Below are 24,650 nucleotides of genomic sequence, written 5' to 3' on the forward strand. Positions count from 1 at the left end.
CCTGACAATACGTTGTGTACTCCCAACGACAATAAACAGTTTGTAGTAATCAATAAAACGCCATAAATACGATTAGTACTAATATCGGTGGCAGGCTTTCGACATCCACCCAGAGCACCGACCTTTATGACGACAATCCCGTATTCCCTGCCCGAAATCTGCGATGAAGACGAGCTGCTGTTCATGCGCAGCAGTGGCGCCGCCCAACGCGCGCTGGACTATTACCTGAAAGAGGAGGGTACGCCACCCTCCGTTGACGACACCTTGTTCGAGGTCAAGCCCGGCATCAGCGACGAAGAAGCCCTGGTCCACGCTTCCGACCTGCTGCGCAGCGCGGCGGCCACCGCGTACGAATCGGCGAACAGCGCCCACGGCAATAGCCGGGACCTGGCATTTTCAGTGGTCTATTTGATTGATATGGCGAAGGTGATGGTGGAGCGGTCGCTGCGGGTTTCGGCAAGGGACACCGAACAGTCGGCCAGGATGTAACAGGCGGGAAGGAAAAATATTTCTATCCGAGGGATAAAAACATTTGACTTGCAAATGATAATGATTATTATTGGACCCAGCTGATCGCGAGATCAGTCGATAGACCAAGAGACCTTAGGTCGGACTCTTGGAATATCTCCTCATCAGGCTAATCACGGTTTTTGACCCGGCTCTTTGGCCGGGTCTTTTTTTTGCCAGTTTTTCCTGGCGTGGCTTCAGGCTAATGAAGACTGTGTGTTGCTTGATGGCGCGCATGGTAGCAAAAGACTATCGCCAAAAGAAAGTCGATCGAGCGCTCTAGGCCGGTTCTTCCCAAAATAGCACTTGAGAATCAATCTCATAGATTCTAAGCTGCTGCGGCGTCAAGGAGGACGCCCCCTCTTTACGCTGCAAAAATTGCATCCAGGCTTTACCCCGCTCCGGTGTAAAATGCCCGCCACAACACTCATATTCAGGCAACCAGACTATGACCGTGGCCTTGACCTCTATCAAGATCAGCACCGACTTCGACAGCGGCAATATCCAGGTACTCGACGCCAGTGATGCCCACCAGTTGCTGCTGGCCATCAAGCCCGATACGCGCAGCCAACACTTCCAGTGGTTCCACTTCAAGGCCGAGGGCATGCACGTGGGGCACACCCACACTTTCCGCCTGAGCAACGCGGGCCATTCTTCCTACAAGCATGCCTGGAGCGGCTACAACGCCGTGGCGTCCTACGACCATATCAACTGGTTTCGGGTGCCCACCCGCTTTGACGGCGAGACGCTGCACATCACCCTCGAAACCCGTGAAAAACAAGCCTGGTTCGCCTACTTCGAACCCTATAGCCGCGAGCGCCACGACTGGCTGATCGACCAGGCGCTGAACCGCGCCGGCACGCAATTGCTGGCCACCGGCAAAAGTGTCGAAGGCCGGGATATCCAACTGCTGCGCCGTGGCAAAGGCGAAGCCGGCAAGCGCAAGGTCTGGATCATCGCCCAGCAGCACCCCGGCGAGCACATGGCCGAATGGTTTATGGAAGGCATCATCGAACGCCTGCAGCAGGACGGTGACGCCGAGCTGAAAAAACTCCTGGCCGCTGCCGACCTGTACCTGGTGCCGAACATGAACCCTGATGGCGCCTTCCATGGGCATCTGCGCACCAACGCCATGGGCCAGGACCTCAACCGCGCCTGGCAGAGTGCGAGCCAGGAGATCAGCCCGGAAGTGCTGTTCGTGCAGCAGCAAATGGAAAAATACGGCGTCGACCTGTTCCTGGATATCCACGGCGACGAGGAAATTCCCTACGTGTTCACCGCCGGTTGTGAAGGCAACCCCGGCTACACACCGCGTATCGAGCAGTTGGAGAAACACTTCCGCAGCCACTTGAGTGGCCTCACCCGCGACTTCCAGACCGTGCACGGCTACACCCGCGACCTGCCGGGCGAAGCCAACATGACCTTGGCGTGCAACAGCGTTGGTGAGAAGTTCGATTGCCTGTCCCTGACCCTGGAAATGCCCTTCAAGGACAACGACGACGCGCCCAACCCGCACACTGGCTGGTCGGGCAAACGCTCGATGCAGCTGGGCAAGGATGTGTTGAGCAGCGTGGCGGATATCGTCGGCGTACTGCGCTAGGAATCCACCCTCCCCGGCGACGGCTGCACCACGGCAGCCGTCGCCGGGCAAGGCCTCAGTCCTTGGTCCCGGTCATGCTTTGCAGCACGCCGTCACGCCGGATCAAACCGTGGAACAGCGCCGCCGCCAGGTGCAACAGCACCGTCAGAAACAGCAAATACGCCAGATAACCGTGAGCCTTGCGCAACACCGCAAACAGTGGCGCATTCGCCCCCACCAGCGCCGGCAACTGCACCGAACTGCTGAGCATCACCGGATCGCCGGCCGCAGAAATCATCGCCCAACCCAGCAGCGGCAGCACCAGCATCAACGCATACAGCACCACGTGGGAGGCCTTGGCCGCCAACGCTTGCCACAGCGGCAAGTCCGCCGGAAGCGGCGGCTGACGGGTGGAAAACCGCACCACCAGGCGCACGATCACCAGTGCCAGGATCGCAATCCCCAACGGCTTGTGCAGGTGGATCAGCCACTCGTGGCGTTCCGATACCGAGGCCACCATGCCCGCGCCGATAAACAGCATGGCGATGATCATCAACGCCATCAGCCAATGCAGCAGCCGCGCCAGTGGAGCGAAAAACCGGGGTTGGGCATTCATGGCTTCGACTCCTTAGGGGCGCTGTGCAACTGGCTGACTTCGCTGGTGCGACGCAGGTAGGAACTGGCGTACGCCGCCGAACGGGCGGCCAGCAGTGGGTCATTCGAGGCTTCGATGCCGCTCGGCAGAACCAGTGGATCAAAGTTGATATCGCGGCAATCGCCGTCCATTTGCGGCTGGCTGCTTTCCAGCACCAGGGTCCCGGCATTCAGCACCTTGTGCTCACCGGTCCAGGTCTTGCTGGCGTCATCCACCGGGTCGCCCGGGTCGCCCGGGTTGGCCAGGGTGAGGTTCAACTGCCAGCGCAACGGCCCGGCCACCAGGCGCTGGGCCAGGTCTTTTTCGAGGAAGTCGCTGCCGGCGGGCGCCGTGGCCCCGGCAGCATCCTGGCTTTGGGGCACGACGCCCCAGCGCACGGCCTGGCGTTGGCCGCTGGCGTTTACCAGGTAAAACGCGTTGATGCCGTTATAGGTCTCAGTGGCGTAGCTGGCGGAAGGCTTGGCGGTCTTGACCCAGGCCAGGAAGGGCGCGGTCTCGGGGTGCGCCGCGAAAAACGCCGGCATACCTGCCGGGTTCGGCTTGCCAGTGGCCGGGTCAGGTGCGCCAGCCTTGAGCATCTCAAAGAAGGCTTCAGGCGTGCCCACCGGGAACACCGGCATGCTGTTCATCCCGGTGCGCCATTGCTGGCCGTTGGCCAAGCTGAATTGCAGGGCAAAACTGCGGATCGGCACGCTGCTGTCCGGCGCATACGGGTTACCGCTGGGCAGCGCAAAGCGCCCGATCACCGGGGTGCGCGCTTCGCTGAATACCTGGGCACTGGAGTACTGCCGCGCCTCGGGGCTGCTCTCGAAATAACCGGCCACGCACACGCCTTTGGCATGGTTGCGACGGTAGCCAGGGTGCAAACCGTTGTTGGTCTCCAGGGCGTTGACCAAGGTTTTGGGGCGCAACCGCTGTGGGTCGAGACTACCGTTGACGTAGGCAAACGCGCCGGCCACAACCGCAACCACCACGCCGATGCTGGCCAACCGAATTATCAGGCTTGCGGTGCTCAGCGGCGGACGGGGCGGTGATGAGTGATCTACCATGAAATAACTCCAGGGCCAGGGGCCTTGAGTGGGTGAAACATAAGGTCGGAACACTTGGGACGAACGCCAGCGCACTCTATTCCCTGGCCTGCTGTTTATTTTTATCGGCCTGGAATAACCTTCAACGCCGGACGTCTTCCTAGTCCCAGCGTAGTGACTAGCCAGAACCCCATGCACGAACTCGACGAACAGTTACGTGAACTCATCCCCAGGTTGCGGCGTTTTGCCGTGTCCCTGACGCGTAACACCAGCAGCGCCGACGACCTGGTGCAGGCAAGCCTTGAGCGCGCAATCATCAGTTGGGCCGACAAACGCCTCGAAGGCGACTTGCGCGCCTGGCTGTTCTCGATCCTCTACCGGCAGTTTCTCGATGCCCATCGGCGTTCCCGGCGGTACACGCGCATGTTGGAATTTTTCACCGGCCGCGATGATTCGCAGCCGTCGGTCGAGCGCACCGTCATCGCGCAATCGACCCTGCAAGCCTTCGATAAATTGAACACCGAGCAACGTGCCCTGTTGCTGTGGGTCTCGGTGGAAGGCTTGAGCTACAAAGAAGTCGCCGACATCCTTGAGGTGCCCCTGGGCACCGTGATGTCTCGCCTGTCCCGTGCGCGCCAGGCCCTGCGCCAGCTCAGCGACGGCGAAATCACCAGCCCTGCCCTGCGGATACTCAAATGATCAGCCTGCCTCCCAGCGAACGCGATTTGCATGCCTACGTCGATCACCAGCTCCTGGACGCTGACCGCCGCCAGCTCGAAACCTGGCTGGCAGCCCACCCGGACGTCGCCGCCCAGGTGCACGCCTGGCAACAGGACGCGCAGCACCTGCGGGCGTCCTTGAGCGGCGTGCTGCAACAGCCGGCCAACCCCGAGCTGGACCCGGCCCTGATTCGTCAGCGGGTCAAACGCCAGTCACGCCGCCATCTCGCAACCGCCGCCATGCTGTTGATTGCCGTCAGTGTCGGCGGCCTCGGTGGCTGGCAGGCCCGCCAGGCCACCCTTCTCGAGAGCATGGCGCCCATGAGCGACGCGATGCAGGCCTACCGCCTGTTTGCCCAGGACGGCATCTTGCCCGCCGACTACCACGTGCAGAGCGGTGGCGACATGCAAGGCTGGCTCGACCGTTACTTCAACCAGGCCTACCGCCTGCCAGACCTGAGCCAGGCCGGGTTCAAGGCGGTCAGCGGGCGCCTGCTCAGCACCGAACAAGGTGCTGCGGCCATGGTGCTGTATGAAGACCCCCAAGGGCGACGCATCAGTTTCTATATCCGTCCGCCAGGCCCGGAAAACAAATTCCTGCCCCGTGGCAGCCGCAGTGCTGACGGTCTGCAGGCCGAATACTGGTCGGGCGCGGGCTACAACTATGCGATGGTCAGCCCGCAAGACCCGTCGACCACGCAGATGCTCAAGCAGACGATGCGGTTCTAGAAGGCCACATCCAGCACCACGTTATCGACGTAGGTGCCGGCCGGCGGTGTGGTCTGGTTGGTATAGATCGCGGCGTTGTAGTTGAACACCTGGCTACCGGTACCCAAGCCATTCCCGGGATTCACCTCAGCCGTGGAGCTGGCGCGCCGGGCGGTGCTCACGCTGCCCCAGCGGGTGGTGGTGGCGCTTTTGAAAATGTCGTAATTCAGGAAATTGCTGCCAGAAACCATCCGCCGCTGCCCACCCACATTCACCGGGTTCTGGCCGTCGCTGATGCCCACGGTGTAGGCGCTGCCCTTGGTGCAGGCAATGGTGGCCTGCCCGTTCACGCTGGAAAAACCACTGACTACCGGCGCACTGCCGAAGGCGATGTTGGGTGCAGAGATTGTGCAGTCGTTGGCCACGGTCATGCTGACGGTCAGGGAAGCCGTGCCACTGCCGGTGTCCCGTATGACACAGAGAGAACCCACACCGAGGACCGAGCAATAATTCCAGGTCCAGGCAATGCTTAGTGTCTCAGTGTAAAGGCCGGCCGCCACATTGCTGCCGATGATGGAACTCAGATAAAGCGGCACGGTTTTCGTGCCCGGCCCGGATACCAGCCCCAGGCTTTGGGCGATGCCGGTAGCACCGAAATCGAATTGGGTACCACGGGTGATCGGGTAACTGGTGCTGTTATTGCCGTAGATCGTATAGCTGATGATATCCCCAGTGGGGCCGACCATGCCGCTGGTGGCCGACGTGATGGTTGCATAGAAGTGATCATTGGCTGCCAGCAACGAGATCAGCGTGGCCCCACAATTCAAGCCGGCATTGGTGGTGGAACTGGTCTGGGGAGCGGTGCGCACCGTCATCGAACTGATCGAGCCAAAGCCGGCCGGCGAGGTGGTTCCCGGCACCGAGCACGCGGCCATCACCTGTGTCGAAAAGCCCAGCCCCGCCAGCACCAGCACCAGCACCAGCAGCCCCACTATGCATTCCTTGCCCCGCACACCCACACTCCTTATCTCATTGGCAAACCAGCGGCCCGAGCAGCGGCACCTGTGCTTCGTTGATATCCAGATCGAACGTTGCCTGGCAGGTACGGCCCTCACCCACAGTGACTTGCAAGGTGTTGTGGGCCGCCAGGTTCTCCAGGTACACCAGGCCGTCCCAACCCACCACCGCCCGCGCGCCGGTTTGCTCGTGACGCACCTGGCTGCCCAGGGGCAGCTCCTGATGCCGGGCATCCACCAGGGTGATACTGGCCGCGATCACCCGGCGCACCGGGAATTCCAGCAAATAGCCGCTGCCGCGACGCACCGCCACCCGCTGCTCGACATTCGGCGTCTGCACGGTGACCGGCAGGTTCAGCGGGTCGATTTCATATTTGCCGCGGTAATAAGCACTGCTCCACGGCACCAGCAGATGCCCGTTGCGATCGGTTTCACCCACTAGCTGGTTTTCGTAAAGCACCGGCACCCCGGCATAACCATCGGTGCTCACCACCACAAACGCGTCATTCACCCGATTAGCCGCGAACACTTGCTTGTCCATCCACACCAACGAGCCGCTGGCATCCGCCCAGCGGGTCTCGGCGTCGCTGCTGCCATAGACGCCCGCCTGCAATTGCACCGACTGCATGCGCCAGGTCAGGTCGGCCTGGCGATAGGCCGGGCCGTCGCCACTGGCATACCCCAGGTTGTAGCCCACGCCGCCTTCGGACGGCACCGCCCGGCTATAGTTGACCCGCTGGCGACTCTCGCCCGCCTGGCTGCGCTCGTTGCTCAGTGCCAGGCTGCCGTAGATGTCGAACGGGATGACCAACTGCGCCTGCATGGCCCAGTTGCTGTCACCGACCTCGCGGTTGGCCGACAGGTAGAAACTGGTGTTGCGCCACAGCTGTTTGCTCCAGGTGAGATTCATCAGCCGGGTGCGGGAGTCATCGGCCGCCTGCACATCGAAATAGCCGGCACCGATGCTGCCGAAATCGTTGAGGTTCAGGCTCAGGGTCACCTGCTCGCTGCGTTTGCTGAGGCTCGCATAAGGGGTGTCGACCAGGGTCAGGTCGGCGTACTGGTCGCGACGCTCTACCCGTTGGTAAGACAGGCTGTAGCGCTGGTTGCTGTATTGATAACCGAAGCTCAGTTGCTGGCCGGTCTCGCCGTCAAACTGGCTTTGGCTGAGGGCTGTGTTGAGCACCCCGAAGTTGCCCAGCCGCACGTTGCCGCCGAGTCCGCCCAAGGTCAGGTCGCCTGCGGCTTCGGCATGGCTTTCCAGGGTGAAGTAGTCCGATACCCCGTAACGAAACGTGCCGCTGGCCACACCGGCGCCGTAGCCAAAATCCCGAAGGGTATAGTCCCGGCGCAAATTACCGGCCGCTACCGAAAAGTCCGACAGGCCTTTTTGCAATAACGTACTGGTGACGTAGAACGGCACCGTGGTTGAAACCTGCCGACCCAACGCATCGGTGGTGACCACCACGGCTTCGCCGGCACCGTTGATAAACGGCACGTTGGTCAGGGTGTAAGGGCCCGGCTGCAGGTCGGCACTGCTGGATTTGTAGCCGTTGATAAACAGGTCCACCGACGACGGCACCGCCGCCTCGCCGGCAAATTGTGGCAAGGGGTAAGTCACCAGGTCCGGGCGTACACCGAAGTCTCGCGACACTTGCACCCCGCCCAGGCGCACCGAACTGCTCCACGGCAACGCGCCGCTGATCACGTCGCCCGCCTCGTAGGTCAGCAGGCGTTCATCGTCGGAAAAGCGCCAGGTGGTGTCATAGCGCCGGTAGCCATTGTCCAGGGTACTGCCGCTGGTCTGGCCGCCAAAGGTGGTGCGGTACTGGCCGGTATTGGACAGCGTGCCCCACGTGTCGAACAGCCGCACTTCGTTGAAGATGCCCAGGTAAGTGCCCGCATCATCGGTGTCATTCAAGTAGGCGTCGTAGTTGAGCAACGCACCAAAACTGGTGAGTGCCTGGGTGCGAGGGTAGTTATCGCGGTTGCCGATGAACTGCACCGGCAACCATGCCGGCGGTACCGTCAGCATGAGGCGCTGGCCCTGGCTGTCGTAATCGGTGTGCAGGTCGGGCACGTGGTCCAGTGCGACCTCGGTGGTGATGCCGGCCGGCAGTTTCATGCCGATATCCCGCAAGGTCGCCGCCGGCAAAAACAAGCCGCCGGCGCGTTGATCCACGGCGACCACCCGGCCGGTGTCCAATTGGTTGACCACCAGTTCGAGGAACAACTGTGCATCGGCAACAGCCTCCATGTTGCTGGGGGGCGGCGGCAGCGGCGCGGCCATGCAAAGCGGCGCAAGCGCCAGGCCAGACAGGCCTCCCATCACCCACACCGTTCGCCATCGACTACGAGCCCGATCTTGGCTCACCAAGGCATTGTGTCCATCAATGGACATCTCCATCCGTTAAGACCCAGGGCGACTCCATGCCCTATTCCATTGCGTCAGCGTCCCGGTGCAAGGTTCTCCAGTTGCGTTGCGCCATTGACCCGTACCTGCAACGGCTGGTCGCCCGCGACACCTTCCGGCACCGGCCAGCGCATGGTTGCGCCCGGCAGTACATAGCCCAGCAAGCCGTCCACCAGCGGCCGGGTTTGCCCGCCCTGCTTGAACGCCACATCGGTGAGCCGCGCATGCACCGCGCCCTGGTTGCGCATCTCCACATAGTTGCGCCCGCCCACCGTGACCTTCTTCCAGCTCAGGTCAGGTTTGCCCGCGCCCTTGGGGTCGCGCTGGCGGGTCGCGTCGTCCTTGCTCCACAGGCCTGCGCCGTAGGCGAACAAGGGCACCGAATAGCGCATTTGAAAGCGGATTGCGGCGGCCGTCTTGCCATCGGCGGCAGGTGTTTCAGGAACGGCGCCAGGAATTTCGTCGATGATGATCCGATACGCCAGCTCCTGGCCCGGCGGTACTTCGCGGGTGCGGGTCAGGCGCACCAGTTGCTTCTGCCCCGGCTCGATCTTCGCCACCGGCGGGCTGCCGATCACGTCGCGCTGGTTCTGGTATTGCTCGTCGAAACCGCCCTGGCTCCAGGCAAATACCCGGATCTGCAGGTTGGCGGTCTCTGTACCGCGGTTCTCCAACCACAAGGCACTGGCCTGTTGATCGGCTTCCAGCACCGGATCGATGGGCCAGATCAGCACCGAGCTGGCGGCCTGGACCTGCCCGGCGCCCAATGCCAACAAGCCGATAAAACCCGCGACCCAATACCGCCGGGAAGCTGCACACATAGATTTCACTCCTCATGCCAATCGCCTTACCAGGACAGCTGCACCTGCAGCACGTCGCTGTACGTCCCCCCAGGCTGGTTACCCGGTAACACCACCCGGCCGTAAATCGGCAGGGTGATAGTGTTTGCATTGCTATAGGCCACGCTGACGCTTTGGCTGATCCCCAGGCTCTGACTGAACGCCGCGTCCCGAAACAGCTGATACGCCACTTGGGCACTGCCGCTGTTGAGCTGCATGCGCCGGCCACTGACGTTGTGCAAGCCACCATCCACGGTCATGTTCAAGGTGACTCCCGGCGTGCACTGCAGCGTCACCCCGCCGCTCAGCGCCACCGACACCGTGCTGGTGGACAACGATGAATAGCTGCCGAACGCCAGGCTGCCGTAATTCGTGCCACCGCCCACCACCAGGCAGCCTGCGGCAATCGTCGCGCTGACCTGGATGGTCTGGGTGGTCACCGCCAGCAACGACAACGGCATCCCCCAACCTGCGATGACCGCCAGCGCCGCCCAGCAGGCCCGTTTCATGGCACTAGAACGTCAGTTGCACGGACACCGTATCGGTATAGGTACCGGCCGGCAGCCCCGCCTTGCCCACGGCCTGGCCGTAGATATTCACGGTTTGCGCAACGCCCGTGCTCGCGCCTACGTTGATGGTTCCGTTGATCGCCAGGAGCGTCGAATGCCCGGTGTCGGTGTAGAAGTCATACGGCACATAGTTGGCAACGCCGTCGTACAGCGCCCGGGTGCCGCCGGTGGACTGGCCGTCATGGGAGCCGGCGCCCACGGTGATCACCGGCGAGGTGCCCGACGAGCACTGGATCGACAACGCACCCCCGCCGCCGCCCAGCACTTGCCCGGACTGGGTGGTGAACTGGCTGTTGGTGGTGCCGAAATTGATCGTACCGAAGTTCAAACCGGTGGTGCCGCCCACGCCGTTGACCAGGCAACTGTTGGTCAGGATCAACGTGGAGCTGATCTGCCCGGTGACCGTGGTCGCCGCCTGGGCGCCCGACACCCACACCAGTGCGACTAATGGAAAAACTGCTTTCGATACAAGTGCATGCATGATGTCCATCCTCATGGTTTACCAATCCAGAGTCACCGTCAGGGTGTCTGTGTAGATGCCGGCCGGTAGGGCCCTGGTATTCGCCACCACCGAGCCGAATACCGGGATTGGTACCTGTGTGCCCTGGGTCACGACGAAATTGCGTTGCTGGCCGATGCTGTAGGTGCTCCGGCCTGCGGGGTCGGCCGACAGCCGATACGGTATGGTTTGCCGGCCATTGCTCAGGCGCCGGGTGACGCCATCGCCATGGGCGCCACCGTCGATGGTCACGGTGAAACTGCTCACCACCGAAGGGTTGCAGGACACCGCCAGCGCGGCCTTGTCGCCATCGCTGATGCCGGCGCCCAGACCCTTGTCCCAGGTGGGCCCGTGGCTGCCGAAGTCCAGCAAGGCCGAGCCGCCATCCGGGCTCACCGGCGCGCTTTCGGTGCCCTTGCTTACCTGGCAACTGGCGGTGATCACCAGCCGTGCATGAATCTGCCCGGCCACCGCCGCCTGGGCGTCCTCGGCCAGCAGCAACAGGCCGCCCAGCGCGATGCAGGCCAGGGCGCGGCTTACCATGTCACCGTCACTTTGAGCAGGTCGGAATAACGCCCCACCGCCGGGATTTCCTTGAGCGGCTCGATGCGTCCGTAAAGTGGCAAGTCCACCGTGCCGGAGTCGGGCACGCGGCCGCTCACCGGCACGTCCACGGCCAAAGGGATGCGGCGCGCGGCGTCGGCATAAATTCGGTAGGGAATGGGTTTGATCGAAGGGGCGGCGGCGCCCAGGTAACGCACTTCTCCGACGCCGCCATGCAGGCCGCCGTCGACACGCATCTGATACGGCGTGTCCGGGTTGCACTCCAGGCGTGGCTGGCGCTGGCTGATCAACGCTGCACTCAACGGGCCTGCCGGGTCATCCAGGCGGGCGCCGCTGCCAAAATCCAGCACACCGAGCTGCTCGATGCCGGCCTCACGCGTGGTGCCGACCAACTGGCACCCCCGCTGCACGTCGATACGCACCTCAACCTGGAGCTGTGCACCATTCACCGTGTTGCAGAGCATCGCGCTCATGATTGCCAAGACTGCCTGTCCCTTCACGGCCCCAAATCCTTATACAGGGGTGACTACTGTGTATGAGGTTAGTCACTTGAAGAGAATCCGCCAGTCAGGTCATCCGTTTGGATCCGATCCAGCCATGCCTTTTCCAGATAGCTGGCGGTGTGCTTCTCTATTGGTCAAACCGCAACCGGCGCTCTAAAGTGAGCGACCACCGACATACAGAGTGACTGACATTGGCTGCTTTACCGCCCCTGCTCAAACGGTTGCTGGGTAAACCTGCGGCGACCGACACCGACCCCGGCATCGCGGCTTTTTTTCAAGGCAAGGCCCGTCAACAGGGCTACACCCTCAGCCCCAGCCAGTTGCAGGTCATCGAGGCCATGGCCCGACAAACCGCGCACCTGCTGGCCGGGCGTCCCACCCGCAGCCTGTACCTGCACGGCGCCGTGGGCCGGGGCAAAAGCTGGCTGCTGGACGGGTTTTTCCAGGCACTGCCGATGGCCGAGAAGCAGCGCGTGCACTTCCACGACTTTTTCGCCCGACTGCACCAGGGGATGTTTACCCATCGCCAGCAGCGCGATGCCCTGGGCGTAACCCTGGACGAGCTGCTCGATGGCTGCCGCGTGCTGTGCTTCGACGAGTTTCATGTGCACGACATCGGCGACGCGATGCTGATCAGCCGCCTGTTCAAGGCGCTGTTCCGGCGCGGAGTGTGGGTACTGGTGACCTCCAATTACCCGCCTGCCGGGTTGTTGCCGAATCCGTTGTACCACCAGCGATTCAAGCCGGTAATTGAGCTGATCAGTGCGCGCATGGACGTGATGGAAGTCAGCGCGCCCCAGGATTATCGCGGCCTGGCCCAGGCCCATGGCGATCAGCGTTTCACCGCTGGGCAGTTCGTCTGGCCGGGCACTTCCGTGCAACGCGAGGCCTTGGGGTTGCTCTCAGCGGATCACGCCCCCATCAGCCTGACCGTCGGAGCCCGGCAGTTGACTGCCCGCTGGCATCAGGGCCGCAGCATCGCCTTCACCTTCAGCGATCTGTGCGAACAACCGACCGCGGTCATGGACTACCTGCAACTGTGCCGCGACTATGACCATTGGATCATCGATGGCCTGCCGCATCTGGCGGAGTGCCCGATTGCCACCCAGCAACGGTTCATCAACCTGGTAGACGTGCTCTACGACCAGGACAAACACCTGGTGCTGATCGGCGAGCAGCCGCTGGAACAATCCCTCAGCGGCCAGGCCATCGACTTGGCCCGCACCGCCAGCCGCCTGGGGCAGTTGCAGAAGATCGGGCCGCAACCCGCTATCATGAGCGCCATTCACGCCCCTATTGCCGAGTGACACGCCGTTCATGGATACCCTTGCCCAACTCAAGGCCGGCCAATTGGCCGGCATCAAACGCCTGGACCTGCGCTGCGGGCTGACCGAGTTCCCCCGGGAGATCTTCGACCTGGCTGACTCCCTGGAAATCCTCAACCTTACCGGCAATGCCCTGAGCAGCCTGCCGGACGACCTGCACCGCCTGCCGCATTTGCGCGTGCTGTTCTGTTCGGAAAACGCCTTTACCGAAGTGCCGGAATGCCTGGGCCAATGCGCGCAGTTGAGCATGATCGGCTTCAAGTCGAACCAGATCAGCAGCGTCCCGGCCGCATCGCTACCGCCACTGCTGCGCTGGCTGATCCTCACCGATAACCGTATCAGCCAGTTGCCGAGCGAGCTGGGTGAACGGCCCTTGCTGCAAAAGCTGATGCTGGCCGGCAACCAGCTGGAGCAGTTGCCGCCAAGCCTGGCCCAGTGCAAAAACCTCGAACTGATCCGCATCGCCTCCAACCGCCTGACCCGTCTGCCCGACTGGCTGCTGACCTTGCCGAGCCTGACCTGGCTGGCCTACGCCGGCAACCCGGTAGAGATGGCCGTGGAAGAGGCCCGACATGACGCGACGCCAAACATTCCCTGGTCCGAGCTGGAATTGGGCGAAGTGCTGGGGGAAGGCGCTTCCGGGATCATCCGCAAAGCGTTCTGGACCCCGCCAACCGCGCCGGCCAAGGCGGTCGCGGTCAAACTCTATAAAGGCAGCATTACCAGCGACGGCTCGCCCCTGCACGAAATGCACGCCTGCATCGCTGCCGGACTGCATGCCAACCTGATCAAGGTAGAAGGCCGTGTCGTCGACCACCCGGAAGGCCAGGCGGCGCTGGTGATGCAACTGATCGAACCGAGCTACCGCAACCTCGCGGCCCTGCCGAGCCTGGCGTCGTGCACCCGGGATATCTACGAGCCCACCACCCGTTTCAGTGCGGACGTGGCGCTGCGCATGGCACGAGGCATCGCTTCGGTGGCGGCGCACCTGCACGCGCAAGGCATCACCCACGGCGACCTGTACGGCCATAACATTCTGTGGAATGAAGCCGGTGCATGTTTACTGGGGGACTTTGGTGCCGCGTCGTTTCACGCCACGGTCGACAGCCAGGAAACCCGCGCGTTGCAGCGTATAGAAGTGCGCGCGTTCGGCGTGTTGCTGGGGGAGTTGCTGGAAAGGATTGATACGGGGTTAAGCGAGGAAAAGCACGTGGCACTGGAAGCCTTGCGGGATAACTGCTGCCAGCCGGATGTGCTGGCCCGGCCCGAGTTCGAGGAAATCACAAGCTTGTTGCAGTCTTCCAAACTCCGCTAAACCCATGTGGGAGCGGGCTTGCTCGCGAATGCGGTGTGTCAGTCAATACATGCTTGGCTGGTACACCGTATTCGCGAGCAAGCCCGCTCCCACATTTGGACCGAGTTCACATCCGATTCGAATTAACCCGCCAACCCGACGAACATGTCCTGCACGTCGTCATGGTTGTCCAAGCCTTCCAGGAAGGCTTCGACTTCAGCCATCTGCTCATCGCTCAAACCGCTTACCGGGTTCTTCGCGATGTAACCCAGCTTGGCCGACAACACGGTGAAACCCTGCTCCGGCAAGGCTTTCTGCACGGCGTCCAGGTCGGTGGTCTCGGTGATGAACAGGGTGGTGCCCTCTTCTTCGCCTTCTTCGAAATCCTGGGCACCGGCTTCAATCGCGGCCATTTCCGGATCGGCGTCCGGGCTGTCCGGAGAAGCTTCGATCAGGCCCACATGGTTGAAGTCCCAGGCCACAGAGCCCGAAGCACCCAGCTGCCCCTTGCGGAACGCCACACGGATTTCCGCCACGGTGCGGTTGATGTTGTCGGTCACGCATTCAACGATCAGCGGCACCTGGTGCGGGGCAAAACCTTCGTAGGTCACGCGGTGGTATTGCACGGTCTCACCGAGCAGACCGGCGCCTTTCTTGATCGCGCGTTCCAGGGTTTCCTTGGGCATCGAGGCCTTTTTGGCCTGCTCCACCACCAGGCGCAAATGTGCGTTGGTGGCAGTGTCGGCACCGTTGCGGGCAGCAATGGTGATCTCTTTCACCAACTTGCCGAAGATCTTGCCCTTGGCATTGGATGCCGCTTCTTTATGTTTGACTTTCCACTGTGCGCCCATGACTCACTCTCTTCTGTCCATCGCGCCGAGACGTCTACTGGCCGGCGCTTTGGGGGCAGAGTTTATAGCGCTGAAACACTCTAATCCACCAAAAAACCGGCCATGCCCCTCAGGTCCGCAAGGGATTGATGGCGCGCTCACGGTCGGGCACGAAGTCGCCCACCTGCGCCAGCACCGCGGGCCTGGCGTTCCAGTACGGCATCAACACCAGCGAGGAAAACAGCGCGGCACCGGCAAACACAATGAACACCGTGACCGTGTCGAAGTAGCCCGGCAGCAAGCCGCCAAGGATCGCCCCCACCGAACCGCAGCCGTTGACGAACCCCGCCGCCGTCGCGCCGGCCTTGGCGGTACCAAAGTCGATGGCGGCGGTGCTGCTGATCATCGAGTCCGGCCCGTACAGGGTCAGGCCCATCACAAACAGCAGCGCCATCACCAGCGCCACACTGCCGGTGTGCAAGGCGCCCATGAACAACGCCAGGGCCACGGTCAGCGCCAACAGGCTGAGGACACAGGCCGGCATGCGCCGGGCGCCGAACAGTTTGTCGGACGCCATGCCGATCATGATCGGCCCCAGCAACCCCGCCAGCTCGAACGCCGTGGGCACAATCGCCGCACCGACCTTGCCCACCGACGGCATCTGCTCATACACAATCACCGGCCCCCACAACAGGATCGCGTAACGCGCCGGTTTCAACAGAAAGTACGCCAGCCCCAGGGTCAACACCGTACGGTTGCGCAAAATGGCACGCAGCGGCTCCAGCATACTGGCGTTCTTTTCAGCAGCCGTCTGTTCCGGCTCCGGCTCCACTGCCGGCAAGCCCACATCCTGTGGCGTGTTGCGCTGAAAAATGAAAAACAGCACCGCGACCACAAAGACCACAGCCGCACTGGAGATAAATGCCGCATGCCAGGTGCCGATCAGCGTATACGCCCACCATCCGGCAAACGGCGACGCCACCAGGCCACCAAAGGCGTAGCACGAACTCCACAAGCCCAGCACCCGGCCACGCTGCTGCGCCGGGAAGAAACTGCCAAGGTTCTTGCACAGCCCGGACCAGCCGGTGGACTGGGCCAGGCCCTGGATCAACATGCACGTGACAAAGATCGGCAAGGTGGCAAACGTGCCCATCACCAGGGCGGCGGCGGCGGAAATCAGCAACCCGCCGAGTACCACCACACGTGGCCCGAAACGGTCGGCGAGCATGCCCCAGGTGAACTGGCCAACGGCGTAGGCCGCGAGGTAGATGCCATCCAGGTTGGCCATCATCATCTTGTCCAGCGGGAAACTCGGGTCATCGACGATCCCCAGTTTGGCCACCGAAAACGCTTTGCGGGTGAAGTAGAAGGCCGCGTACGCCAGCCAGGTGATGGCAAAAATCTGCACGCGCCAACGCTTGATGTGACTCAAGGGAGTATTCATGGTGGTTCTGACCTCGGGTGTGAGTGTGCCGGCAGAATGAAAAGCAAACGCCTGTATTTTTATTGTTGAGCACTGCAGTACCGGCGCTTGGAGGGGCGCGGTATTGGTCAGATGAGTCCCGCTGGTAAGCACGCAGAAGACCCATGGCCGCCGAAGGTGTAGGACTCGACCCACGGCGACTGGGGCTATCAAAGCAATGGCTGACTAATAGGTAAAATCGATTTATCGTATTTCAAATATAAGCTGAGCTTGTAAGAGGATTCGCGATGTCGGTGTCCCACGCCCAACTCAAAGCCTTCCATGCGGTGGCCGTACACGGCAGCTTTACCCACGCCGCCGAGCGCTTGTTCCTCAGCCAGCCGGCCATTTCCGACCAGGTGCGCAAGCTCGAAGAACGCTTCGGCGTGCTGCTGTTTCATCGCAACAAACGCTCGGTGCGGTTGACCGACCTTGGCGAGCGCCTGTTGAGCATCACCCAGCGCCTGTTTGCGGTCGCGGCGGAGGCCGAAGAACTGTTGCAGGATTCCCGGGCCTTGCAAACCGGCACCCTGACACTCGCGGTGGATGCGCCCGTGCATGTACTGCCGCAGATCGCGCGCTTTTGCCAGCTGTACCCGGGCATCAGCGTGAAGATCGAAACCGGCAACACCGATGAATCGCTGTTTCGCCTCTACAACTACCAGGCCGACCTCGCGCTGCTGGGGCGAGACGTGGACGACGAGCGACTGCTGTCACTGCGCTTGCCCGATGATCAGTTGCTCGCGTTTGTCGCCCGCAACCACCCGTGGGCGGGCCGTGAGTCGATCTGCCTGGCGGACCTGGACGATACGCCGCTGGTGTTGCGGGAAATCGGCTCGGTGACCCGCCAGACCCTGGAGCAGGAAATGCACCAGGCCGGGCTGCGGATTCGCCCGGCGATCCAGGTGGAAGGCCGCGAAGCCGCGCGGGAGGCGGTGGTGGTGGGGATTGGCGTGGGGGTGGTGTCGGCTGCGGAGTTTGGGGCCGATTCGCGGGTGTATGCGATGCCGATCCGTGACTGTACGCAGCGGATGAAGGAAACCCTGGTGTGTTTGAAAGAGCAGAGTTCGCGGCGGGTGGTGGCGACTTTTCTGGAGATTGTGCGGGAGAGTTTGCGGTGAATTTGAGGGCCCCTTCGCGAGCAGGCCCGCTCCCACAGTTGACCGAGTTCTACCGATGGAATGTGGGAGCGGGCTCGCTCGCGAAGGGGCCAACTAGACCTTGAGCCAACACCCTCTAAGGCGCCAACTCGAAAAACGCCTGAATCAACCGCAACTCCCGCCGCCGCTCCATGCACCCGATCACATGCCGGTTCACCAGCCCCTCACCCTGGATCGGAATCGCATGCACCCGCGGGTCCCGACTGACCTCCATCGACGACACCACCCCAACCCCCAATTCCGCCGCCACTGCTTCCGTCACCGCCTCACGGCTGTCCAGCTCCAGCAACACCTTAGGCTGCACCCCGGCCTGGGCGCAGGCATCGTCAAAGGTGCGCCGGGTGATTGAGCTGGGCTCACGCAACACCATGATCACCTGATCCAACTGCTCCAACCGAATCCCCGCAGGCTCCGCCAACCACGGATGGCCGGCAGGCACCAACGCGCAAATCCGGGACTCGATCAACGGCTGCAAATGCAAACCCTTGCGCGGCTCCACCTCCGTCAACACCGCCACATCGGCGCGTTCCGACAACAGCGCCGAGAGGGTTTCCTGAGCGTTGCCCAGGCGCAAATTGACGGTGATCCCCGGATACCGCTGCCGCAGGCTGGCCAACATCGGCATGACCATGTGCGGCCCGTCCGCCGCCACTTCCAGGCGCCCGGTGAGCAGTTGCCGGTTGGCCTCCAGCAAGGTCTGCGCCTCCTCCACCAGGCCGAAGATCGCCCGGGTGATCGCCGCCAGCTTGGTGCCCTCCTCGGTCAACTCCACCCGCCGCGCGGTACGCCGCAGCAGGGCAATCTGGTAGTGCTCCTCCAGCGCCTTGATATGCCCGGTCACCGCCGGCTGGCTGATGAACAGGCGCTCGGCCGCCCGGGTAAAACTGCCCTCGCGGGCCACCGCATCAAACGCACGCAGTTGAAACAGGTTCATAGCTATCGGCCTCACTGATAGCTCGCATAACAACAAACAATTTGATTGATGACAAGCCAAACTGCAATTTAGGCGCCGTAAGTTCATCCCATTGTTTTGTGAGGACACACGAATGAGCACTGCCGCGCCGATCCTGCTGACCCCCGGGCCCTTGACCACCTCGGCCCGCACCCGCCAGGCCATGATGGTCGACTGGGGTTCATGGGATGACCGCTTCAACCAACTGACCGCCAGCCTCTGCGAGCAGCTGCTGGTGATCGTCAACGGCACCGCCAGCCACCATTGCGTGCCGTTGCAAGGCAGCGGCACCTTTGCCGTGGAAGCGGCCATCGGCACCCTCGTGCCACGGGACGGCAAGGTGCTGGTGCTGATCAACGGCGCCTACGGCAAACGCCTGGCGAAGATTTGCGAAGTGCTCGGCCGCGAGTTCAGTACCTTTGAAACCGCCGAAGACGAACCCACCACCGCCGCCGACGTCGACCGCCTGTTGCACGCCGACAAGGGCATCACCCACGTCGCACTGATCCATTGCGAAACCAGCACCGGGATTCTCAACCCGCTGCCCGAGATCGCCCAGGTTATCGCCCGCCACGGCAAGCGCCTGATCATCGACGCCATGAGTTCCTTCGGCGCGCTGCCGATCGACGCCCGCGAGGTGCCATTCGACGCACTGATCGCCGCCTCCGGCAAGTGCCTGGAAGGCGTACCGGGGATGGGTTTTGTGTTCGCTGAAAAGCAGGCGCTGGCCGCTGCCCAAGGCAACAGCCATTCCCTGGCGATGGACCTGTTCGACCAGCACAGCTACATGGCCAAGACCGGCCAGTGGCGCTTCACTCCGCCAACCCACGTGGTGGCTGCGCTGCACGAAGCGCTGCTGCAATACAACGAAGAAGGCGGCCTGCCCGCCCGGCACCAGCGCTACGCCAACAACTGCCAGGCGCTGCTGGACGGCATGGCCGAGCTGGGCCTGCGCAGCTTTCTGCCTGCCGCGATCCAGGCGCCGATCATCGTTACCTTCCATGCGCCGAAAGATCCGCGCTACCAGTTCAAAGAGTTTTACGAACGGGTCAAGGCCAAGGGTTTCATTCTGTATCCGGGCAAATTGACCCAGGTGGAAACCTTCCGCGTGGGCTGCATCGGCCATGTAAATCAGGCCGAGATGCAAGCCGCCGTCGCCGCGGTGGCCGAGGTGCTGCAAGAAATGAACGTGCTCGACATATAAGACTGAATTGCCCCCTGTAGGAGCGAGCTTGCTCGCGAAAAACCCGAGGGCGCCGCGCTCATCCAGCATGCCAGCGTCATCGTTAACGACCTTCGCGAGCAAGCGCACGCCTACATAAATCCCCTTTAAACAGGATCTGAACCATGAACTACGCAAACCCCACCCAGCTTCAAGCCGCGATCCTCGACTGGGCCGGTACCGTGGTCGATTTCGGCTCGTTCGCCCCCACGCAGATTTTTGTCGAAGCCTTCGCTGAATTCGACGTGCAGGTTTCCATCGAAGAAGCCCGTGGCCCGATGGGCATGGGCAAGTGGGACCACATCCGCACCTTGTGTGACCAGCCGCAAGTGGCCGAGCGCTATCGCAAGGCCTTTGGCCGCACACCGACTGACGATGACGTGACCGCCATCTACCAGCGCTTCATGCCGCTGCAGATCGAGAAAATCGCCGAGCACTCGGCGTTGATCCCCGGCGCCCTGGAGACCATCGCCAACCTGCGCAAGCAAGGGATCAAGATCGGCTCGTGCTCCGGCTACCCCAAGCAGGTGATGGACAAAGTCGTCGAACTGGCCGCCACCAACGGCTACGTCGCCGACCACGTGGTCGCCACCGACGAAGTACCCAACGGCCGCCCATGGCCAGCCCAGGCCCTGGCCAACGTGATCGCCCTCGGAATTGATGATGTCGCGGCCTGCGTGAAGATCGACGACACCGTGCCGGGCATTCTCGAAGGCCGTCGCGCCGGAATGTGGACCGTGGCGCTGACCTGTTCGGGCAACGCCCTGGGCCTGACCTACGAGCAGTTCCGCGCCCTGGACGCCGGCACACTCGCCAGCGAACGCACGCGCATCGAGGCCATGTTCGAAGGCTCGCGCCCGCACTACATGATCGACACCATCACCGACCTGCCTGCGGTGATCGCCGACATCAACCAGCGCCTGGCACGGGGTGAAATGCCGCAGGGCAACTGATCGAGATCAAAAGATCGCCTATACACCCTCCTCTCACGGGCAAACCTCGTAAAACAGGCTTACATTGAAAGGACTCCGTCGCAAAGAACGGAGGTTTGCCCTGATGAGTGAGGAAGAAAGCGATGCCCTGGAAAAATTCCGATACGCGTTACAGCACCATGTCGATTGCGTTGCACTGGCTGATGGTGGTGCTGCTGGCGGTGGTCTACGCCTGCATTGAGTTACGCGGGCAGTTTCCCAAAGGCAGCGGCGCACGTACGTTGATCGTGGAAATGCACTTCATGTTCGGCCTGACGGTGTTTGTGCTGGTATGGCTACGGTTGTTCGCCCGCAGCCTGGGGGTGGCGCCGAAGATCGTGCCGGCCCCGCCGCAATGGCAATCCTTCCTGGCTACCCTGATGCACATGGCGCTGTATGCCTTGATGATCGGCATGCCCATCGCCGGCTGGCTGATCGTCAGCGCCGAGGGACATTCGGTGATGTTCTACGGCATCGAGCTGCCACCGCTGATTGCCGAAAACAAGGCGTTGGCCAAGGAGATTGAAAGCTGGCATGTGCTGTTCGGCAAGGTCGGTTACTGGCTGATCGGGCTGCATGCGTTGGCCGGGTTGGCCCATCACTATGTGCTGCGCGACAACACTGCGTTGCGGATGATGCCCGGCAAGAGAGGGAACCTTCAGTAACCGTGGGAGCTGTCGAGCCCCAGCGAGGCTGCGATGGGATCACCGCGCAGTACCTGCCAGACCGCAGCGCCTGCATCGCAGCCTCGCTAAAGCTCGACAGCTCCTACAGGGAATCCCCGGCGGCCCTGCAGGCCACCGGTGTGGACGAAGATCAGGCGGGTGCCGGGGGAAAATCTCCCGGCTTCAATCTGCTGCTTCAATGCCAATAACGCCTTGCCGGTGTACAGCGGCTCCAGGGGCAGGCCACAGGCTTGCTCGGTGGTGTCGATAAAGGCCAGCAACTCGGGATCAACCTTGGCAAAGCCGCCCCGGCTGGCCTCCAGCAATTCATAACCCTCCTGCACAAGCGTGTGTACCTGCTGCGCTACCCCATGGTCGTCGGGCACCGCCAGCGCGCCATACACCGGATGCGCGCCCGCCTCGGCCAGCACCAATCCCGCCAGCGTGGTGCCGGTGCCTGCTGCCAGCCACCAACCGTGATAGTCCGCCCAGCCCAGGCCGCCTAACTGCGCCTGCGCCTGACTGACCAGCACCCCGCAGCCCAAGGCACCGGCCAATCCACCACCGCCTTCAGGCACCGGGTGCAGATGCGGGTACTGCTTGCGCCAGGGCAGCCAGAAGTCCGGCTCATTGCGCGCGCGATAGCCGCCATACCCCAGCCAATGCAGCTGCATGCCGAAGGCCTTGAGGTCGAGCACCGTGGGCGTGTCTTGTGGATGGCCACGCAGCAAGCCAACGGTAGGAAAGCCGAAGCGTTTCCCGGCCGCCGCCAGTGCATGCAAATGATTGGAGTAAGCCCCGCCCAGGCTGATGATCCCGCTGGCACCCGCCGCCCGGCCTTGCGCCAGGTGTTCGGTGAGCTTGAACCACTTGTTGCCGCTGATCAGCGGGTCGATGCGATCCAGGCGCAGCACGGCGACTTCCACCGGCCCCATCCAGTCCAGCTTCAGGGGTTCAAGGGGCGCGTGGGGAAGCCAGTCGAAAGGACCCATAAGGGCGGTTCTGCACAAGAAAAGGGGCGGTAGTCTACCACCGCCCCTTTTGCGTGTTTACAGCTCGGCCGCCAGGCGCGAACCCTGGTTGATGGCGCGCTTGGCATCCAGCTCGGCCGCCACGTCCGCACCGCCGATCAGGTGCACGTTCTGCCCGGCTGCGACCAGGCCATCCTGCAGTTCCCGCAGCGGGTCCTGGCCGGCACAGATGACGATATTGTCCACCGCCAGCACCTGCGGTTCACCCTCGGCGCCAATGCGGATATGCAGGCCTTCGTCATCGATCTTCAGGTACTCGACGCTGTTGAGCATCTGCACCTGTTTGTTCTTCAGGCCGGTGCGATGAATCCAGCCGGTGGTCTTGCCCAGGCCGTCGCCGACCTTGGACGTCTTGCGCTGCAGCAGGAACACTTCACGCGCCGGCGCATGGCACTCGGGCTTGATCCCGGCCACACCGCCGCGGGCTTCAAGCTGGGTGTCGATGCCCCACTCTTTCCAGAACGCCTCGCGGTCCAGGCTGGTGGACACGCCCTGGTGCACGAGGAATTCCGACACGTCAAACCCGATACCGCCGGCACCGATCACCGCCACGCGATGGCCCACCGGCTTGCGCTCCAGGATCACGTCCAGGTAGCTCAGCACCTTGGCATTTTCCACGCCCGGGATAGCCGGCGTGCGCGGCGCGATGCCGGTGGCGAGAATGATCTCGTCGTAGCCGCCCGCAACGAGCTGCTCAACGTCGACCCGAGTGTTCAGGCACAGCTCGACGTGGGTGGTCTGCAACTTGCGTTTGAAGTAGCGCAGGGTCTCGAAAAACTCTTCTTTGCCCGGCACGCGCTTGGCGATGTTGAACTGGCCGCCGATCTCGCTGGCCGAATCAAACAGCGTCACCTGATGCCCGCGCTCGGCGGCAACGGTGGCGGCCGCCAGGCCCGCAGGACCGGCACCCACCACAGCGATTTTCTTGATCTGCTTGACCGGCAGGTAGTTGAGCTCGGTCTCGTAGCACGCACGCGGGTTGACCAGGCAGGTGGTCAGCTTGCCGCCGAAGGTGTGGTCCAGGCACGCCTGGTTGCAGCCGATGCAGGTGTTGATTTCATCGGCGCGGCCTTCGGCGGCCTTGTTGACGAAGTCCGGGTCGGCGAGGAATGGGCGGGCCATCGAGACCATGTCGGCATCGCCTTCAGCCAGGATCTGCTCGGCAATTTCCGGGGTGTTGATCCGGTTGGTGGTGATCAACGGAATCTGCACCGCACCGCGCAACTTGGCGGTGACCTTGCTGAACGCGCCGCGCGGCACCTTGGTGGCGATGGTCGGGATGCGCGCTTCGTGCCAGCCGATGCCGGTGTTGATGATGGTTGCACCCGCCTGCTCGATGGCCTTGGCCAACTGCACGATTTCTTCCCAGGTGCTGCCGCCTTCCACCAGGTCGAGCATCGACAGGCGGAAGATAATGATGAAATTCGGGCCTACGGCTTCCCGCACCCGGCGCACGATTTCCACCGGCAGGCGCATGCGGTTTTCGTAGCTGCCACCCCAACGGTCGGTGCGGTGGTTGGTGTGGGCCGCGAGGAACTGGTTAATGAAGTAGCCTTCGGAGCCCATGATTTCCACGCCGTCGTACTCGGCGACCTGGGCCAGCAGTGAACAGGTGACGAAATCGCTGATCTGCTTTTCGATGCCTTCTTCGTCCAGTTCTTTGGGCTTGAAAGGGTTGATCGGCGCCTGGATTGCGCTTGGCGCGACCTGTTTCGGGCTATAGGCATAACGCCCGGCGTGGAGGATCTGCATGCAGATCTTGCCGCCGGCCTCGTGCACCGCTTTCGTGACGATCTTGTGCTTCTGCGCTTCTTCGTCGGTGGTCAGCTTGGCCGCACCGCCATACACCCCGCCTTCATCGTTCGGGCCAATGCCGCCGGTGACCATCAGGCCCACGCCGCCACGGGCGCGCTCGGCAAAATAAGCCGCCATGCGCTCAAAGCCGCCGGGTTTCTCTTCAAGGCCGGTGTGCATCGAGCCCATCAGGGTGCGGTTACGCAGGGTGGTGAAACCCAGGTCCAACGGGGCCAGCAGGTGCGGGTAGGCAGCAGCGGTCATGGTACAGCTCCACAACGGATCATCACGGGACGTGGAGCGCTCGAATGGCACTCCATCGGTTTATGTCCCACAGACTAAGAG

General features: G+C 62.5%; 24 protein-coding genes. 10 read left to right on the forward strand and 14 right to left on the reverse strand.

Annotated features, from left to right (window positions below; all coding sequences use genetic code 11):
• Positions 1 to 126: 126 nt before the first annotated feature.
• Positions 127 to 489: a DUF3077 domain-containing protein gene (locus NVB75_RS08835; protein ID WP_258346863.1), complete on the forward strand. Its 363-nt coding sequence runs from the start codon at positions 127 to 129 to the stop codon at positions 487 to 489.
• A 466-nt stretch (positions 490 to 955) separates the two neighbouring features.
• Entirely contained in the window at positions 956 to 2,107 is a 1,152-nt protein-coding gene (locus tag NVB75_RS08840) for a M14-type cytosolic carboxypeptidase (RefSeq protein WP_258346864.1), read from the forward strand.
• 55 nt (positions 2,108 to 2,162) lie between these two features.
• Here the strand turns inward: NVB75_RS08840 and NVB75_RS08845 are convergent, their stop codons facing one another.
• Both NVB75_RS08845 and NVB75_RS08850 read right to left on the reverse strand, forming a co-directional pair.
• On the reverse strand, positions 2,163 to 2,702 hold the full coding sequence (locus NVB75_RS08845; protein WP_010166924.1) for a cytochrome b: 540 nt from the start codon (positions 2,700 to 2,702) through the stop codon (positions 2,163 to 2,165).
• Positions 2,699 to 3,790, reverse strand: a complete 1,092-nt coding sequence (locus tag NVB75_RS08850) for a catalase family peroxidase (protein WP_258346865.1) — start codon at positions 3,788 to 3,790, stop codon at positions 2,699 to 2,701. The genes NVB75_RS08845 and NVB75_RS08850 overlap by 4 nt, the downstream gene beginning before the upstream one ends.
• Positions 3,791 to 3,961: 171 nt before the next feature.
• Between NVB75_RS08850 and NVB75_RS08855 the strand changes: the two genes are divergently transcribed.
• Positions 3,962 to 4,468 carry a sigma-70 family RNA polymerase sigma factor gene (locus NVB75_RS08855; protein ID WP_076014211.1) on the forward strand — a complete coding sequence of 169 codons (507 nt, stop codon included), beginning with the start codon at positions 3,962 to 3,964 and terminating at the stop codon, positions 4,466 to 4,468.
• Positions 4,465 to 5,217 (forward strand): anti-sigma factor, encoded by a 753-nt coding sequence (locus tag NVB75_RS08860; protein WP_258346867.1) that lies wholly within the window; start codon positions 4,465 to 4,467, stop codon positions 5,215 to 5,217. Before NVB75_RS08855 ends, NVB75_RS08860 begins: the two co-directional genes overlap by 4 nt.
• On the opposite strand, the gene NVB75_RS08865 is transcribed toward NVB75_RS08860, so the two are convergent.
• From NVB75_RS08865 to NVB75_RS08895, 7 genes are all read right to left on the reverse strand, one after another.
• Positions 5,214 to 6,215, reverse strand: a complete 1,002-nt coding sequence (locus tag NVB75_RS08865; protein WP_375378914.1) for a spore coat protein U domain-containing protein — start codon at positions 6,213 to 6,215, stop codon at positions 5,214 to 5,216. The genes NVB75_RS08860 and NVB75_RS08865 overlap by 4 nt on opposite strands.
• Positions 6,216 to 6,225: 10 nt before the next feature.
• Positions 6,226 to 8,541 carry a fimbria/pilus outer membrane usher protein gene (locus tag NVB75_RS08870; RefSeq protein ID WP_375378915.1) on the reverse strand — a complete coding sequence of 772 codons (2,316 nt, stop codon included), beginning with the start codon at positions 8,539 to 8,541 and terminating at the stop codon, positions 6,226 to 6,228.
• Between the two features lie 119 nt (positions 8,542 to 8,660).
• Positions 8,661 to 9,446 carry a molecular chaperone gene (locus NVB75_RS08875; RefSeq protein WP_258346869.1) on the reverse strand — a complete coding sequence of 262 codons (786 nt, stop codon included), beginning with the start codon at positions 9,444 to 9,446 and terminating at the stop codon, positions 8,661 to 8,663.
• Between the two features lie 26 nt (positions 9,447 to 9,472).
• Entirely contained in the window at positions 9,473 to 9,973 is a 501-nt protein-coding gene (locus NVB75_RS08880) for a spore coat U domain-containing protein (RefSeq protein WP_258346870.1), read from the reverse strand.
• 4 nt (positions 9,974 to 9,977) lie between these two features.
• Positions 9,978 to 10,514, reverse strand: coding sequence for a spore coat U domain-containing protein (locus NVB75_RS08885; protein ID WP_258346871.1), 537 nt, complete (start codon positions 10,512 to 10,514; stop codon positions 9,978 to 9,980).
• 18 nt (positions 10,515 to 10,532) lie between these two features.
• The gene (locus NVB75_RS08890) at positions 10,533 to 11,075 is read right to left on the reverse strand and encodes a spore coat U domain-containing protein (protein WP_258346872.1); all 543 of its coding nucleotides are present in this window, start codon (positions 11,073 to 11,075) and stop codon (positions 10,533 to 10,535) included.
• Positions 11,069 to 11,560 (reverse strand): spore coat U domain-containing protein, encoded by a 492-nt coding sequence (locus NVB75_RS08895; protein WP_258348563.1) that lies wholly within the window; start codon positions 11,558 to 11,560, stop codon positions 11,069 to 11,071. The genes NVB75_RS08890 and NVB75_RS08895 overlap by 7 nt, the downstream gene beginning before the upstream one ends.
• Before the next feature lie 230 nt (positions 11,561 to 11,790).
• Here NVB75_RS08895 and zapE point away from each other — a divergent pair, with 230 nt between their 5' ends.
• Positions 11,791 to 12,906 (forward strand): cell division protein ZapE, encoded by a 1,116-nt coding sequence (gene zapE / locus NVB75_RS08900; protein ID WP_258346873.1) that lies wholly within the window; start codon positions 11,791 to 11,793, stop codon positions 12,904 to 12,906.
• A gap of 10 nt (positions 12,907 to 12,916) precedes the next feature.
• On the forward strand, positions 12,917 to 14,239 hold the full coding sequence (locus NVB75_RS08905; RefSeq protein WP_258346874.1) for a leucine-rich repeat-containing protein kinase family protein: 1,323 nt from the start codon (positions 12,917 to 12,919) through the stop codon (positions 14,237 to 14,239).
• Between the two features lie 122 nt (positions 14,240 to 14,361).
• On the opposite strand, the gene NVB75_RS08910 is transcribed toward NVB75_RS08905, so the two are convergent.
• Both NVB75_RS08910 and NVB75_RS08915 read right to left on the reverse strand, forming a co-directional pair.
• Positions 14,362 to 15,069 carry a YebC/PmpR family DNA-binding transcriptional regulator gene (locus NVB75_RS08910; RefSeq protein WP_008431478.1) on the reverse strand — a complete coding sequence of 236 codons (708 nt, stop codon included), beginning with the start codon at positions 15,067 to 15,069 and terminating at the stop codon, positions 14,362 to 14,364.
• A 109-nt stretch (positions 15,070 to 15,178) separates the two neighbouring features.
• Positions 15,179 to 16,492: an MFS transporter gene (locus NVB75_RS08915; RefSeq protein ID WP_258346876.1), complete on the reverse strand. Its 1,314-nt coding sequence runs from the start codon at positions 16,490 to 16,492 to the stop codon at positions 15,179 to 15,181.
• A 266-nt stretch (positions 16,493 to 16,758) separates the two neighbouring features.
• Between NVB75_RS08915 and NVB75_RS08920 the strand changes: the two genes are divergently transcribed.
• Positions 16,759 to 17,631, forward strand: a complete 873-nt coding sequence (locus NVB75_RS08920; protein WP_076014221.1) for a LysR substrate-binding domain-containing protein — start codon at positions 16,759 to 16,761, stop codon at positions 17,629 to 17,631.
• Positions 17,632 to 17,746: 115 nt separating this feature from the next.
• On the opposite strand, the gene NVB75_RS08925 is transcribed toward NVB75_RS08920, so the two are convergent.
• Entirely contained in the window at positions 17,747 to 18,604 is an 858-nt protein-coding gene (locus tag NVB75_RS08925) for a LysR substrate-binding domain-containing protein (RefSeq protein ID WP_258346877.1), read from the reverse strand.
• 112 nt (positions 18,605 to 18,716) lie between these two features.
• Here NVB75_RS08925 and NVB75_RS08930 point away from each other — a divergent pair, with 112 nt between their 5' ends.
• The 3 genes from NVB75_RS08930 to NVB75_RS08940 all read left to right on the forward strand — a co-directional run bounded on the left by NVB75_RS08930 (position 18,717) and on the right by NVB75_RS08940 (position 21,480).
• On the forward strand, positions 18,717 to 19,826 hold the full coding sequence (locus NVB75_RS08930; protein WP_258346878.1) for a 2-aminoethylphosphonate--pyruvate transaminase: 1,110 nt from the start codon (positions 18,717 to 18,719) through the stop codon (positions 19,824 to 19,826).
• A 143-nt stretch (positions 19,827 to 19,969) separates the two neighbouring features.
• Complete coding sequence (gene phnX, locus NVB75_RS08935; protein ID WP_258346879.1) at positions 19,970 to 20,797, forward strand: phosphonoacetaldehyde hydrolase; 828 nt, start codon at positions 19,970 to 19,972, stop codon at positions 20,795 to 20,797.
• A gap of 122 nt (positions 20,798 to 20,919) precedes the next feature.
• Complete coding sequence (locus NVB75_RS08940; protein WP_178903537.1) at positions 20,920 to 21,480, forward strand: cytochrome b; 561 nt, start codon at positions 20,920 to 20,922, stop codon at positions 21,478 to 21,480.
• Between the two features lie 86 nt (positions 21,481 to 21,566).
• Here the strand turns inward: NVB75_RS08940 and NVB75_RS08945 are convergent, their stop codons facing one another.
• Positions 21,567 to 22,472 carry a 1-aminocyclopropane-1-carboxylate deaminase/D-cysteine desulfhydrase gene (locus tag NVB75_RS08945; protein ID WP_258346880.1) on the reverse strand — a complete coding sequence of 302 codons (906 nt, stop codon included), beginning with the start codon at positions 22,470 to 22,472 and terminating at the stop codon, positions 21,567 to 21,569.
• A gap of 57 nt (positions 22,473 to 22,529) precedes the next feature.
• Entirely contained in the window at positions 22,530 to 24,569 is a 2,040-nt protein-coding gene (locus tag NVB75_RS08950) for an NADPH-dependent 2,4-dienoyl-CoA reductase (protein ID WP_258346881.1), read from the reverse strand.
• Positions 24,570 to 24,650: the final 81 nt, after the last annotated feature.

It is taken from the genome of Pseudomonas sp. CBS (assembly GCF_024734645.1).
Classification (GTDB): Bacteria; Pseudomonadota; Gammaproteobacteria; order Pseudomonadales; family Pseudomonadaceae; genus Aquipseudomonas.

Coding starts and splice junctions, on each gene's coding strand:
- NVB75_RS08835 (WP_258346863.1), top strand. CDS start 127: ATGACGACAATCCCGTATTCCCTGCCCGAAATCTGCGATGAAGACGAG.
- NVB75_RS08840 (WP_258346864.1), top strand. CDS start 956: ATGACCGTGGCCTTGACCTCTATCAAGATCAGCACCGACTTCGACAGC.
- NVB75_RS08845 (WP_010166924.1), bottom strand. CDS start 2,702: ATGAATGCCCAACCCCGGTTTTTCGCTCCACTGGCGCGGCTGCTGCAT.
- NVB75_RS08850 (WP_258346865.1), bottom strand. CDS start 3,790: ATGGTAGATCACTCATCACCGCCCCGTCCGCCGCTGAGCACCGCAAGC.
- NVB75_RS08855 (WP_076014211.1), top strand. CDS start 3,962: ATGCACGAACTCGACGAACAGTTACGTGAACTCATCCCCAGGTTGCGG.
- NVB75_RS08860 (WP_258346867.1), top strand. CDS start 4,465: ATGATCAGCCTGCCTCCCAGCGAACGCGATTTGCATGCCTACGTCGAT.
- NVB75_RS08870 (WP_375378915.1), bottom strand. CDS start 8,541: ATGGGAGGCCTGTCTGGCCTGGCGCTTGCGCCGCTTTGCATGGCCGCG.
- NVB75_RS08875 (WP_258346869.1), bottom strand. CDS start 9,446: ATGTGTGCAGCTTCCCGGCGGTATTGGGTCGCGGGTTTTATCGGCTTG.
- NVB75_RS08880 (WP_258346870.1), bottom strand. CDS start 9,973: ATGAAACGGGCCTGCTGGGCGGCGCTGGCGGTCATCGCAGGTTGGGGG.
- NVB75_RS08885 (WP_258346871.1), bottom strand. CDS start 10,514: ATGCATGCACTTGTATCGAAAGCAGTTTTTCCATTAGTCGCACTGGTG.
- NVB75_RS08890 (WP_258346872.1), bottom strand. CDS start 11,075: ATGGTAAGCCGCGCCCTGGCCTGCATCGCGCTGGGCGGCCTGTTGCTG.
- NVB75_RS08895 (WP_258348563.1), bottom strand. CDS start 11,560: ATGCTCTGCAACACGGTGAATGGTGCACAGCTCCAGGTTGAGGTGCGT.
- NVB75_RS08905 (WP_258346874.1), top strand. CDS start 12,917: ATGGATACCCTTGCCCAACTCAAGGCCGGCCAATTGGCCGGCATCAAA.
- NVB75_RS08910 (WP_008431478.1), bottom strand. CDS start 15,069: ATGGGCGCACAGTGGAAAGTCAAACATAAAGAAGCGGCATCCAATGCC.
- NVB75_RS08915 (WP_258346876.1), bottom strand. CDS start 16,492: ATGAATACTCCCTTGAGTCACATCAAGCGTTGGCGCGTGCAGATTTTT.
- NVB75_RS08920 (WP_076014221.1), top strand. CDS start 16,759: ATGTCGGTGTCCCACGCCCAACTCAAAGCCTTCCATGCGGTGGCCGTA.
- NVB75_RS08925 (WP_258346877.1), bottom strand. CDS start 18,604: ATGAACCTGTTTCAACTGCGTGCGTTTGATGCGGTGGCCCGCGAGGGC.
- NVB75_RS08930 (WP_258346878.1), top strand. CDS start 18,717: ATGAGCACTGCCGCGCCGATCCTGCTGACCCCCGGGCCCTTGACCACC.
- phnX (WP_258346879.1), top strand. CDS start 19,970: ATGAACTACGCAAACCCCACCCAGCTTCAAGCCGCGATCCTCGACTGG.
- NVB75_RS08940 (WP_178903537.1), top strand. CDS start 20,920: ATGCCCTGGAAAAATTCCGATACGCGTTACAGCACCATGTCGATTGCG.
- NVB75_RS08945 (WP_258346880.1), bottom strand. CDS start 22,472: ATGGGTCCTTTCGACTGGCTTCCCCACGCGCCCCTTGAACCCCTGAAG.
- NVB75_RS08950 (WP_258346881.1), bottom strand. CDS start 24,569: ATGACCGCTGCTGCCTACCCGCACCTGCTGGCCCCGTTGGACCTGGGT.